Source organism: Rothia sp. HMSC071B01 (genome assembly GCF_001808945.1).
GTDB lineage: Bacteria > Actinomycetota > Actinomycetes > Actinomycetales > Micrococcaceae > Rothia.
In genome coordinates, this window is the sequence record NZ_KV795070.1 from 423,776 (window position 1) to 437,029 (window position 13,254).

Consider the following 13,254-nt stretch of genomic DNA (forward strand, 5'->3'; position numbering starts at 1 on the left):
GATTAATCATCCACACCTTCGTAGCCCACAATTTCCCACTTTGTTCCGTTATGTTTAAATTCATATTTAAACGTATCGTCGCTTTTATCATCATTATTCCATCCACGCCAGCTACCATCATATTCAACATATATCTCGCGATTCCATTCTCGGTATGCCTTCCAGAAATATGTCTCTCCATCTTCGGACCAAGGCGGTTCATTAGCAACCATGTTTTCTATTCCATCAATTACCCAACCTCCACGTCGATAAAGTTCTTCAATATAATCGTATTCTTTTAGTTCACGTTCAAAAGTCGGTGATATAAACTGACGAGCCATTGAATAGTCACCGGTCTGTACGCCATAATTACCCCATTTAATCCATGCATCCATCGTCTTACGGATACCTTCTACAGACTTCTCGCGGTAACCCTCTTCAGGAGCGTTAGGCTTGGGCACATTCTGGGCGTTACCGTACTTATCAGCAGGGCGGTACTCCCCATCAGGCGCTTTAGATCCGCCCGAATAGCCGCGGACGGTAGACGGGGTTACGGAGGGAGAATCGGTAGCTACCGCTGACGCCGAGGCGGTTTCAGTCGGGGCAGCGGTCGAAGAAGCTGAAGCACTTGCCTCGTTACTTGCCTGCTGTCCGCATGCCGCAAGCAGAGCGGATGCACCAAAGAAAGTAACGCCACTCAACAATGCGCGGCGGTTAAGAACAAAAGAAGACACAGAAATTCCTATCCTAAGAAATGCAAAACTTTAGAACTTTGAAATGCGCTAATTCTCAGCACACTAACCATCTACCTGCACACAGTCAACAATCCTCCAGGAAGAATCAAAGTACTTAAACTCAAACTTCCAGGTATCGTTATCCTTCTGGATATTGACATCTCTGTGCCACTCGCCAGTAGGCTCCACAAGAGTTATATAATTCCACTCGCGATATGCCTTCCAAAAATAGGTTTCCCCATCTTCCGTCCATGGCTTTGTATGAGCGGTGTAGTTATCTATGCCATCAATAATCCAACCACCGCGCTTATACAAATCCTCAAAGCTCTTATACCCTTCCAGTTCCTCCGTAAAGTCGCTGGAAATATACTTTCGGGATTCCGTAAAATCGCCTACCTGAATTCCATAATTAGTCCATTTAACCCAAGCGTCCATTGTCTTACGGATACCCTCAATGGACTTTTCGTTATAGCCCTCTTCAGGGGCGTTAGGCTTCGGCACGTTCTGAGCAGGGCCGTAGCCATCGGCCTTACGGTACTCACCGTCGGGTGCCTTCGAACCACCCGAATAACCACGAACAGTAGAAGGGGTGGCGCTCGCAGAGGGAGACTCAGAAGCCACTGCAGATGCCGAAGCCGACTCGCTCGGCGCGGCAGATGCGGTGGCTGCTGCCTCGTTAGAAGCCTGCTGGCCACACGCCGCAAGCAGGGCGCCAAGGCCCACAAGTGCGCCGCTACCCAACAGGGTACGGCGATGAATTTGGGTACGGTAAAGGAAGGTACGAGGCTCCATGACGGTGCGCTCCTATCGTCGGTGATGGTGTGTATGCACTTGCCAGGCTGGTAGAAAATGGTCGTTGCTTGACCGCCGGAAGAACCCAGCCGCGCAGCGCACCCAGCAGGCGCAACAATGCACCACGGGACGCTACATATAAAACCCTACCGCATATTTACAGTCGTTTGCTTTGCAATGAGTGTAATAGCAACGAATCGCCACCATTCGAACAAATCAATGCTTTATACGTCAAATAACTATGCGTGCCCAGAAGCCACATGTGTTTCGAAAAGCCACCAAAGAAGTAGCTTTTCGAAACACATGTGGCTTTTCGGCGGAATAGAGGGGCGGAATAGTGGGCATACAAAAGGGGGCACCGCCTCCACCCCCTACGGGTAGAGAACGGTGCCCCCTTTCAGCATGCAGAGTCAACACGCCAAGTCAGCGCGCCGGGAAGCATAACGCTCCCGCCTGCAAACCTTCTAGCGGCGAGCGCGGCGCAACTTCACCAGGCCACGGTTAATGTGTGCCGCCCAGAGCGGACCCTCATACAGGAACGCAGTGTAGCCCTGCACCAGGTCAGCGCCAGCGTCCAGGCGCTCCTGCACATCCTCAGCGGTGGTCACGCCGCCAACGGAGATGATGGCCAGGTCGTCGCCGATTTCGCGCTTGAGCAGGCGCAGCACCTCGAGGGAGCGGGGCTTCAGCGGCGCACCGGAGAGGCCGCCAGCACCGATTTCCTTGACCTTGGTCATGTCGCTGGTCAGGCCCAGGCCGTCGCGGGCAATGGTGGTGTTGGTGGCGATGATGCCGTCCAGCTTCAGCTCCTTAGCCAGGGCTGCCACCTCGATAACGTCCTCATCAACCAGGTCCGGCGCGATCTTCACGGTCAGCGGTACGTGGCGGTTGGGGCATACGCGGTCTGCCTCTTCACGCACGGCGGTGAGTAGCGGGCGCAGGGATTCGATGGCCTGCAGGGTGCGCAGACCCGGAGTGTTCGGGGAGGAGACGTTGACGACCAGGTAGTCTGCCTGCGGTGCCAGGGTGCGGGTAGAGATCAGGTAGTCCTCGATAGCGTTCTCGAGCTCAACGACCTTGGTCTTGCCGATGTTCACGCCGATAACCGGGCGTACAGCGCCGCGGTATTCAGTTTCGAGGTCTGCACGGGCGGCGGCAACGCGCGGGCCTGCCGCTGCGGCACCGTCGTTGTTGAAGCCCATGCGGTTGATGACCGCCTTATCTTCCACGAGGCGGAAGAGGCGCGGTTGCGGGTTGCCGGGCTGCGCCTGACCGGTGATGGTGCCGATCTCGACGTGGCCGAAGCCGATACCAGCCAGCGCGGCAATGCCTTTACCGCCCTTGTCGAAGCCTGCAGCCAGGCCGAACGGCGAGGGGAAAGTAATGCCCATGACGGTGGTTGCCAGTTCGGGGGCGGGCTGGAAGTACTTGCGCAGCGCGCGGGTGATGCCGACGTTGCGCAGGGTCTGAACGCCCCAGAATCCGACGTGGTGTGCCTTCTCGGGGTCCATGCCCTTGAAGAAGATGTTGAAGAAGGTCGGGTAGATGCGCATTTGTTCTCCCTAGTGTTGGAGGGTGTGGGTGGTTTATGGGGCTATGAGCCGGGACTGTATGCCGGGCCGTTACTTGTCGTTGGCGACGGCGTCGACAGCGCCACCGTAGCGGCGGTCGCGGCGCGCATACTCTTCGACAGCTTCCCAGAGGGTGCGGCGGTCAACGTCGGGCCAGAGCACGTTCATGAAAATCATCTCGGCGTAGGCGCTCTGCCAGAGCAGGAAGTTCGAGATGCGCTGCTCACCGGAGGAACGCAGGAACAGGTCAACGTCGGGCAGGTCGGGCTCGTCCAGGTACTTCTGGATGGTCTTTTCGGTAATGTTGCCGGGCTTGATCTTGCCCGCCACAGCGTCCGCTGCGATAGCTGCCGCCGCGTCAGCGATTTCTGCGCGGCCGCCGTAGTTCACGCACATGGTGAGGGTGCAGACGGTGTTATCGATGGTTTCGCGCTCGCAGTGTTCGAGCTCTTCGATGACGTTCTTCCACAGCTTGGGTCGGCGGCCAGCCCAGCGGATGCGCACACCCCAGGTCTTGAGGGTCGCCAGCTGACGCTGCAGCACCTCGGTGGAGAAACGCATGATGAACGCGACTTCGCTGGGTGAGCGCTTCCAGTTTTCGGTGGAGAACGCGTAGGCGGTCACGTACGGGATGCCCATTTCGATAGCGCCCGCAACAACGTCCAGCAGTGCCGCCTCGCCGGCGCGGTGGCCCTCGGTGCGGGGCAGGCCGCGTTCGTTCGCCCAGCGTCCATTACCATCCATGACGACGGCGACGTGCTGCGGAATGAACTTCTTCGGGATCGGCGGCGGGGTTGCCCCGGTGGGGTGTGCGGGCGGGGGTACGGGCTGGGTGCGTGCCATGTGTGCCTTTCTTCCCTGGCGGGTTCTCCCCCGGGGTCGTTTGCCTAGATATGCACCAGGTATAAACCTGGCGTGCTGTTAGCTATTTTACCGTGACATAGCGCGCATGGGTGGGTGCTTTAGGGGTTATTTTGCGTCCTGGTTGGCCCATGTTTGACGCTCCGGCGTGCATCTTTTACGATGCAGGAATTTCTGCTTCGAGGGCGCTCGCCGTTTTCAGGGGGTGTTCGAGCAGGTTCTGGGTGGTTTTCAGGTAGAGTCCCAGAATTTTGGAGGCGACCGGCACCGGTGCTGCGTCAATAGTCGCCCAGGCGCGCGGATCCGCCGATGCGGTAGCGAGCGCATAGCCGAGCTCTTCGGCACGCAGGCCGGTCAGGGGTGTGTCGGTGGCGGGTGCGCATTGGGGGCAGAGGACCGTGTGGTGTCCGTAGGTGTGGGCGGTGTGGAAGGCAATGTACCTGCCGCTTCCGCTTGTAGCGCCGGGGGTGCTACTGTCTGCCCCGTTATCGCCCCGGCTATCGGCGTTCACGAGCGGGTTGCCGCATCGGGTGCAATTCTCACCGATGAGCGGCCAGCCAGCGGCGTTCATGCTGCGCGCCAGGTAGCGGGTCAGGATTCTCTGCGGCACGTGCTGCCCGTGCGCGAGCGCGGCAAGCGCCCCGTGGGTGAGGGTGTAAATATCGGCGGTGCTATCGGTGTCTTTGGTGAGTGCTTCCGCCAGTTCGGCGATGGTGGAGGCACACGTGTACGCATCGTAGTTCGCCATAATCGGTGCGGTGTAGGCGTGCAGGGTTGCCGCCTGGGTGATGGTGTGCAGGTTGGTTCTGCCGCGGCTGAAGGACAGATCGGTGTGCATGAACGGTTCGAGTCGCCCACCGAACTTGGAGGTGGGTTTGCGTACGGCTTTGGCGACGGCGTGGGTGATTCCGCCGTCGCGGGTGAGCATGATGATGATGCGGTCGGTTTCGCCGAGTTTTTGGGTGCGGAGGATGAGGGCGGCGTCGCGCCAGGTGCGGGGTTCGCTCACGGGTGTCTCCGTTCTCGGTACATGCTCGGTAGGTGCGTGGTGGATGCTCAGTAGATGCTGAGGGCAAGATCTACGCGGGTGTTGCGGGTACGGTTCGACCCCTGCCTCGTTACCCCGCGTAGGGGGTACCGGTCAGGGGTCGGTCCGTAACGTATGGGCGAGGCGCTATTTAGTCCTCGTACTCGATATCGTCGTCGTCTTCATCTTCTTCGTCGTCGACCAGTTCGTCGAAGTCGTCATCGTCTTCGTCACCGTAGACGCTCAAGGGGGTGACCTCGTTGTGCGCCTCGAAGAGGGCATCTTCGTAGGCTTCGAAGGCGTTGGCGATTTCTACGTACGCCTCATCGACGGCGGGGTCGTGTTCGCCGGTTCGGTTTACGACGGCGGTCAGGTGCGCCTCCAGCGCGTCAAGGAGGCGGGTGAGTTCGGTGCGAGGATCAATGCTCATGCCATTATTCTACTACCTACGCGCCTATGGTGTGCGCCGGGCGGTCATACGGCGGTTTAAACGCGGAACTATGAACGGGCGCGGCAGGTCAATCGGCAGATAAATTCGGTGCCGTGCAGAGAACGCCAAAGCCAGAGCGGTAAGCCCAGGTTGGTCAAGTCAGGCTGGGCAAGCCAAGCTGATAAAGCCAGGTTGGTCACGCGAAGCAGCGCGCGGCACATCAAGCACCGCATAGAAGACCTTACAGACACAGCGAACCCGCCGTCCCCAGCTCCCCCACTCCTCAAGAGGCGGGTGCCGGGTGCGGCGGGTTCTTCTGTCGGTTAGCTCAGCTTGACGCTGCACCTACTGAATGTTTGCTTCTTACGGGTTGAGCCCGAGAGAATGAGAAGCCGGGGTTTTAGAAGCCCAGGGATGCTGCGGATGCGCGGATTGCCTCAGCGGATGCCTTCAGCTGTGCCAGCTCAGCCTCGTTCATGGGAACCTCGAGCACGCGCTGGATGCCCTCGCGGTTGACGATGGTGGGCAGGGACAGTGCAACGTCCTTGAAGCCGTACAGCTCGCCTGCAATGGTGGTGGAGACGGGCAGCACTGCGTTCTGGCCGCCGAGGAATGCCTCAGCGATACGTGCGCCGGAGATACCGATTGCGTAGTTGGTGGAACCCTTGCCCTCGATGACCTTGTATGCTGCGCGCATAGCTTCGGTTGCCAGTTCTGCACGGACCTCTTCGGTGAAGACGGGCTTGCCGTCCTGCTCCCACTCGGTCAGGGGAACCATACCGATGTTTGCTGCGGACCAGACGGGGAACTCGGAGTCGCCGTGCTCGCCAACAACGTTTGCGTGAACGCTCTTGATGGAGACGCCAGCCTTGTTAGCAATCAGCCAACGCAGGCGGGAGGAGTCCAGAACGGTACCGGAGGACAGCACGCGGTTTGCGGGCAGGCCGGTAATCTTCTGGGCCACAACGGTGAGAACGTCACAGGGGTTGGTGACGAGCATGATAATCGCGTTGGGTGCTACGGACAGAATGTTCGGCAGCAGCTTCTCGAGGATTGCGACGTTTGCGCCTGCCAGTTCGAGGCGGGGCTGACCCGGCTTCTGGCGAGCACCAGCGGTGATGATGACCATGTCGCAGTCGCGCAACAGCTCGATGTCGTCGCCACCGGTTACGGTTGCTTCGTGTGCGAACATTGCACCGTGTGCGATGTCCAGTGCTTCAGCGTGTGCGCGCTTGCCGTCGATGTCGTACAGGACGATTTCGTCTGCGGAGCCGCGGACCATAGCTGCGTATGCGGTTGCGCTACCGACGCCGCCTGCACCGATGACGCCGAGCTTGGTGGGGTTGTTGACACCGTTCATTGCTGTATGCCCTCTTTTCGTGAGAGTTATCCGTGTGGTGCGAGAGGATTCTCGCGTGGTCTATAAGGAAGCGGGTGTGTGCCTCGGGGTTGAATTTCCTTAGGGCGGGCGTCCTTCCCCGGTGAGCTTGCTTCGTTATGTTCTATTATGCCGCAGATTTTGCGTTTTGTGTTGGGTTATTTTGCTTTTTTCGATGGGTGCTGGTGACTTTATGGGCTATGAGGGGTGTTTTTCACTCACAAAACCAAATAATGACGTTCTGACCTTTTGAGCAAGCTCACATGCCGCTAAAGTAGCCCTCCACATCTACCGCACCACCGGAAGTCTCAAAATCGGCACGGACCGCCTGAGCTAATTCGTCATCAACCAGGAAGTCCAAAGCCACAGAAGCCAGCCCGAATGCCGCATCCAGGGCAGCATCAACCGCCGCCGGAGTATCCGCACAGTGCGCGAACTCCACCGTGTGCATACCGGTACCCTCAGGCGCAATCTGAATGAGCGGGTGAATACCGGGCACGCGCAGGCTCACGTTACCGAAATCGGTCGAAGCCGCCAGCGTGTCGCTGACCGTGCCGGGCGAGTACGGGTGGCGACCCACCGATCGCTGAGCCGAAACCCAACGCTTGAGCAACGGGCGGTTCGTGCGCACTGGCATGGTCATCGGCGAAGAATCCCACGTCACCTCCGCACTCACACCAGCCATAAGCGCCGCACCCTGCAGCACCTCCTCAACCCGTCGCGACAGCGCACGCAGAGTCGGCGCATGCTTAGAACGGATATTAATGTGCAAGCTCGCGGAAGCAGGGATCAGGTTCGGGGCGTCCCCACCGTGGTCAATAATCGCGTGAATACGGTCAGAACCGGGAATCTGCTGACGCAACAAACCCAAACCCTGATACGCCAGATTCGCCGCGTCCAGGGCGTTACGACCCATAAACGGGTGCGAGGAAGCATGCGCGCTCACGCCCGTGTAGGTCACGCGACATTCACGGCGACCCAACCACGCCTGATCAGCCACATCGATAAAGTAGGGGTGCACCATAATGGCGGCATCCACCTGCTCGAACGCGCCGGCACGCGCCATCAGCTCCTTACCGGCATCGGACTCTTCGGCAGGAGTGCCGTAATAGAGGACCCTACCGCTAAACGCCTCGGGGCCGGTGGCGAGCGCATCCGCCAGGGCAAGGAAAGCGCCCAGGCCGGATACCGCAATGACGTTGTGACCGCAGCCGTGACCGATGCCCGGCAGCGCGTCATATTCGGAGAGAATCGCGATGGTGCGGTGCTTGGCGGGGTCGTAGTCGGCGCTGGCGAGCTCCACCTTAAAGGCAGTATCCAGCCCGAAGGCGGGGTACTCGACGCTAAGGTTCGGGTGGGCTTCGCGGACGGCGTCAACGAGCGTGCGGGAGGCAAAATACTCCTCGTAGGCAGTCTCAGGATGCGCGTGAATCGCCTTGAGAATTGCGGTCAGAGAATCCGCGCGAGTGGCGATAGATTCGGCGAGGTCGCGGCGAATATGCGCCAGTCCGCTGTCTTCGTCGAGGTGGTGGCCGTAACCCATTCCGTGACCGTGGTGCTTTCCGTGACCCTTTCCATGACCGGGACGTTCGCCGTGGCCATGTTTCTGCTCCGGATGCGCGTGCCCGTGCTTGCGGCGGTGCTCAGCGGCACGCTTACGCTGCTCGGTTTCGAGGGCGAGGATTTCGGAGTACTCGCTACCGCGCACGCAATCAGCGTCGGGTGCGTCGTAGTGGCGGGTTGTTGCGGCGGGTCGGTTCGGTGCCGTTCGACCGGAACTGTCAGAAGTAGGCTGGGTGTGGGCGGCGGTGCCCTGTGCGTTCGCGTCAGTCATGCTTCTACGCTACCGTCTGCGCTCGCCGGGCGCTAGATGCTCGGGCGTGATGGAGTCGAAAACACCCAAAAAGAAATATCTGTCACATAAAAGAAATTTTGTATATATCCTAGGAATCTTTGATTTATAGGAGTAGCGTTAAGCACATGGGAGCGACAATCCAGCCGCACCCGTCACCATCCGGCGCTAGCGATGCGAATGCCGGCAGGACAGTTCACAACCGGTCCAAACCATGTCGTTTGGGCCTCTGTCAACGCTGTGACAGACCCATGGATGCGAACCGTACCGGCAAAGCACACACCGCAGTGAGCGCCATAACCACGCTAAGGAGCTCCATCCCATGAAGGCAGCACGCTTCTACGACCGTAACGACATCCGCATTGAAGACATCCCCGCACCCGAAGCAGCTGCGGGCGAGGTTCTGATTAAGGTCGCCTGGTGCGGCATTTGCGGTACCGACCTGCACGAATACCTGGACGGCCCCATCTTCTGCCCCCCGCACGGTCATCCCCACCCCATCTCTGGTGAGGACTCCCCCGTCACCCTCGGTCACGAATTTTCCGGTGTTGTTGAGGCACTGGGCGAAGGCGTAGACGACCTGCAGGTTGGCGACCACGTTGTCGTCGAGCCCTACATCATTCGTGATGACGTCTACACCGGCCCCGACTCCAAGGACTACCACCTGTCCAAGGACATGAACTTCATCGGCCTGGCAGGTCGCGGTGGCGGTCTGTCCGAGAAGGTTGCCGTCAAGCGCCGCTGGGTTCACAAGATCCCCAACAACATTCCCCTGGACGAGGCTGCACTGATTGAGCCCCTGAGCGTTGGCTACCACGCTGTTGAGCGTGCAGGCGAGTTCGAAGAGGGCGCATTCGCACTGGTGACCGGTGCTGGCCCCATCGGTCTGCTGACCTCCGCAGTTCTGAAGGCTAAGGGCGCTAAGGTTATTATCTCCGAGCTGTCCCCGCTGCGTCGCCAGAAGGCTCTGGACTCCGGTGTTGCTGACTACGCTTTCTCCCCCGCAGAGGTTGACGTTCTGGCTGAGATTCACAAGCTGACCGACGGCCGTGGCGCTGACATCGCCTTCGAGTGCACCTCCGTTCAGCCCGCACTGGACCTGATTCTGGATGCTCTCAAGCCCACCGGTAAGGTCGTTATCGTCTCCATTTGGGGTAAGCCCGCCTCCCTGGATGTTCAGAAGGTTGTGCTCAAGGAGCTCGATATCCGCGGCACCATCGCATACGTGAACTCCCACCCGGAGACCATCAAGCTCGTTGAGTCCGGCAAGATTGACCTCAAGCCCTTCATCACCGGCAAGATTGCTGTGGAAGACCTGATTGACAAGGGCTTCGACACCCTGATCAACCACAACGAGACCGCTGTGAAGATTCTGGTCACCACCGACCCGGAGCGTCTGGCTGAGTAATTCAGTTTCAGCTGATGCAGCTGTTCTTCTAGCTTCCTTAGCGTAGCTAGTGTGGGGTGAGGTTCCTTTCGAGGAGCCTCACCCCACTACTTTTTTGTGCGTTTTTTACCGGGCATATTTTACCGGGCATACAAAAATCCCCGGTTCCGAAGAACCGGGGATTATCTGTGCGCGAGGGGGGACTTGAACCCCCACCCTCTAATACGAGGACTAGCACCTCAAGCTAGCGCGTCTGCCTATTCCGCCACCCGCGCAGGTGACTTTCGAACGTTTTCCTTTCGGTGCCGTTCGAAGCAACACGTAATACTATACGGGCTTTCTGGGCACTCCGCAAATCGAAAGAGCATGTTCTGCGTCACACATTCGAGGTTGGTTAGTTCCCCACACCCCGGGTGATCTTCTCGCACCTTGAGTAATATGACCGGCACGCCCACTCAACTGCCATATTTTCGGTCATAACGACTAGAATAAAAAGCATGAATAATGAGAACCTCTCCCGCGAAGAAGCCGCAGAACGTTCGGCTCTCATCAGTGTCGACACCTACGACGTGCATGTCGACCTGACTAACGCCAAGGACCCCGAATTCGAGTCCTACCCCACCGTCACCACCGTCCGATTCTCCTGCAACACCCCCGGTGCAGAAACCTTCATCGACTACATCCACCACAGCGTCGACTCCGTTAAGCTCAACGGCACCGAACTGACCCTGGCTGATGTCGTCAACGGCGCACGCATCACCCTGTCCAACCTGCAGGCAGAAAACGTACTCACCATCCACGGTCGCTCCTACTACTCCCGCTCCGGCGAAGGTATGCACCGCTACTTCGACCCCTCCGACGGTCGCGTCTACCTGTACACCCAGTACGAGCCCTCCGACTGCCGCCGAGTCTTCCCGAACTTCGAGCAGCCCGACCTGAAGGCAGTCTTCAACTTCCGCATCACCGCGCCCAAGGACTGGGTCGTCAGCTCCAACGGCGTACTCGAAAGCCAGGTCGTAGACCCCACCGACGACTCCATCACCAAGCGAGTCTTCTCCCCCACCGCCAAGATCTCCACCTACATCACCGCAATCGTTGCCGGCGAATACTTCACCGCAACCACCACCTACAAGCCCAAGAGCAAGGTCAACAGCGGTGACATCCCCCTGGTCGCATACTGCCGCCAGTCCCTCAAGCCGCACTTCGACTACGACCACATCTTCATGGTCACCAAAAACGGCCTGGACTTCTTCCAGGACCTCTTCGACTACCCCTACCCGTACCCCAAGTACGAGCAGGCATTCGTGCCCGAATACAACATCGGCGCAATGGAGAACCCCGGCCTGGTTACCTTCACCGAAGACTACATCTTCGTCTCCGGCGCAACCGAGGACGACCTCGAAGGCCGCACCAACACCATCTGTCACGAAATGGCACACATGTGGTTCGGCGACCTCGTCACCATGAAGTGGTGGGACGACCTGTGGCTCAAGGAATCCTTCGCAGACTTCATGGGCACCCTCGGCGCTAAGGAAGCCAACAACTTCAACGACGCATGGGTCACCTTCGCGAACAATCGCAAGGCATGGGCATACATGCAGGACCAGCTGCCCACCACCCACCCCATCGTCGCTGACATCCCCCACCTGGAAGCAGCATCGCAGAACTTCGACGGCATCACCTACGCAAAGGGCGCATCCGTGCTCAAGCAGCTGGTCGCCTACGTCGGCTTCGACACCTTCATCGAGGCAGCACGCGTGTACTTCAAGCGCTTCGAGTGGGGCAACACCTCCCTGAACGACTTCCTGCAGGTACTCAACGAGGTGTCCGGCCGCGACATGCAGGCATGGGCTAACGCATGGCTGCAGACCTCCGGTGTGTCCGCACTGGGCACCAAGCGCGTCTACGGCGAAGACGGCCAGCTCACCGACCTGATCCTCACTCAGGAACTGCCCGCACAGCAGCCCGCAGGTCTGGGCCGCCCCCACGTTGCAAAGCTGGAAACCTTCGCGCTGACCGACGGCAAGCTCGTCTCCACCGGCCTGCTCTCCCTCGAGTACCCGGCAGAGCCCGTCTCCGAGCACCGCGTGGAGCTCACCGACGAGCAGAAGAAGCTCGTTGGCGAAGCTGACCTGCTCATGCTTAACGCAGAAGACCACACCTACGCCAAGGTTGCTCTGACCGACGAAGACGGCCTGCAGGCAGCTATCGAAGGTGTCTCCACCCTCGAATCCGCGCTCTCCCGCGGCCTCATCTGGGGCTCCCTCTGGGAGAACGTGCGCGATGCACGCCTGCCCGTCACCACCTACGTCGACGCAGTCGTACGCAACGTCTCCAAGGAACCGAGCGCATCCCTGCTGGGCACCATGGTCAACAACGCACAGGTCGCTATCGCAACCTTCTCCGCACCCACCGGCCGCGAGCGCCTCTACGACGCTCTCTACGACGCATTCGCAGCCGCACTGGCGCAGGCTAAGCCCGGCTCCGACGAACAGCTGATTCTGCTGCGCGCCCTGATTTCGGTCTCCACCAACGCGACCAAGGGTGAAGAGCTCTGCCGCGATATTGCCCGCGGTGCTTTCGAAGACACCACCGGCGATATTGCTGACGCAACCGGCATTCCTTACGACCAGAACCTGGGTTGGAGTGCACTGGGTGCGCTCGCAAGCCGCGACCTGGTGACCGTTGAGGATCTGGACCGTGCGGCGAAGTACAGCCCCTCCTCGATCTCTTCGAATGGTTACGCGTACGCGATTGCTGCCCTGCCCTCTGCTGAGCGTAAGGCTGCCGCGTACAAGACCATCATGGAAGACGAGTCGCTGTCGAACGACGCTCTGGCCTCGACCATTAACGGTTTTGCTCGTGGCCCGGTTGAGCTGCGTGAGTCCTACTACGACTCCTACTTTGAGGCTCTGTTGCCTCTCTGGGCGTCTCGTTCGATTGGTATGGCGACCCGCATTGTACGTGGCCTGTACCCGAAGGCTCCGTACAACACCGGCTCCACCGAGGGTCTGGGTGTTGAGGGCAACCCCTCCGTGGCGCTGGCTCAGCGTTGGCTGGAGGCGAACCCCGAGGCTCCTTCGGCTCTGCGTCGTCTGGTTCTGGAGGCTCAGGACCACGGCCACCGTTCGATTGTGGCTCAGAAGTTCAACGCTTCCCTGCAGAACTAAGCTGCATGGTTTGAGTAGCTGAGGCGGGGTGTGGACCGGTGCCTAGACTAGGTTCCGATCTCCCCCGCCAGGT

At 59.3% G+C, this 13,254-nt stretch carries 10 protein-coding genes and 1 tRNA gene; 2 read left to right on the plus strand and 9 right to left on the minus strand.

From position 1 onward, the window contains the following. Positions 1 to 2 precede the first annotated feature (2 nt). The 8 genes from HMPREF2527_RS09565 to HMPREF2527_RS03295 form a co-directional block, all read right to left on the minus strand. A complete protein-coding gene (locus HMPREF2527_RS09565) occupies positions 3 to 713 on the minus strand; it encodes a DUF6318 family protein (RefSeq protein WP_083294450.1) in 711 nt (236 codons plus the stop codon). A gap of 63 nt (positions 714 to 776) precedes the next feature. After that, positions 777 to 1,505, minus strand: a complete 729-nt coding sequence (locus HMPREF2527_RS03265; RefSeq protein WP_070506301.1) for a DUF6318 family protein — start codon at positions 1,503 to 1,505, stop codon at positions 777 to 779. 464 nt (positions 1,506 to 1,969) lie between these two features. Beyond that, positions 1,970 to 3,058 carry a quinone-dependent dihydroorotate dehydrogenase gene (locus tag HMPREF2527_RS03270; protein WP_070506303.1) on the minus strand — a complete coding sequence of 363 codons (1,089 nt, stop codon included), beginning with the start codon at positions 3,056 to 3,058 and terminating at the stop codon, positions 1,970 to 1,972. A gap of 69 nt (positions 3,059 to 3,127) precedes the next feature. Beyond that, the gene (locus HMPREF2527_RS03275) at positions 3,128 to 3,919 is read right to left on the minus strand and encodes an isoprenyl transferase (protein ID WP_049341241.1); all 792 of its coding nucleotides are present in this window, start codon (positions 3,917 to 3,919) and stop codon (positions 3,128 to 3,130) included. Between the two features lie 175 nt (positions 3,920 to 4,094). Next, positions 4,095 to 4,946: a DNA repair protein RecO gene (gene recO, locus HMPREF2527_RS03280; RefSeq protein ID WP_070506305.1), complete on the minus strand. Its 852-nt coding sequence runs from the start codon at positions 4,944 to 4,946 to the stop codon at positions 4,095 to 4,097. A 169-nt stretch (positions 4,947 to 5,115) separates the two neighbouring features. Continuing rightward, positions 5,116 to 5,394, minus strand: coding sequence for a hypothetical protein (locus HMPREF2527_RS03285; protein ID WP_070506306.1), 279 nt, complete (start codon positions 5,392 to 5,394; stop codon positions 5,116 to 5,118). Positions 5,395 to 5,794: 400 nt separating this feature from the next. Further along, positions 5,795 to 6,754 carry an L-lactate dehydrogenase gene (locus HMPREF2527_RS03290; protein ID WP_012903553.1) on the minus strand — a complete coding sequence of 320 codons (960 nt, stop codon included), beginning with the start codon at positions 6,752 to 6,754 and terminating at the stop codon, positions 5,795 to 5,797. Between the two features lie 277 nt (positions 6,755 to 7,031). Beyond that, entirely contained in the window at positions 7,032 to 8,606 is a 1,575-nt protein-coding gene (locus HMPREF2527_RS03295) for an amidohydrolase (RefSeq protein ID WP_070506307.1), read from the minus strand. A gap of 340 nt (positions 8,607 to 8,946) precedes the next feature. Here HMPREF2527_RS03295 and HMPREF2527_RS03300 point away from each other — a divergent pair, with 340 nt between their 5' ends. Next, a complete protein-coding gene (locus HMPREF2527_RS03300) occupies positions 8,947 to 10,032 on the plus strand; it encodes a 2,3-butanediol dehydrogenase (protein WP_070506309.1) in 1,086 nt (361 codons plus the stop codon). Between the two features lie 168 nt (positions 10,033 to 10,200). Here HMPREF2527_RS03300 and HMPREF2527_RS03305 read toward each other — a convergent pair. After that, positions 10,201 to 10,286 (minus strand) — tRNA-Leu (locus HMPREF2527_RS03305). Positions 10,287 to 10,508: 222 nt separating this feature from the next. Here HMPREF2527_RS03305 and pepN point away from each other — a divergent pair. Beyond that, entirely contained in the window at positions 10,509 to 13,181 is a 2,673-nt protein-coding gene (gene pepN, locus HMPREF2527_RS03310) for an aminopeptidase N (RefSeq protein WP_070506310.1), read from the plus strand. Positions 13,182 to 13,254: the final 73 nt, after the last annotated feature.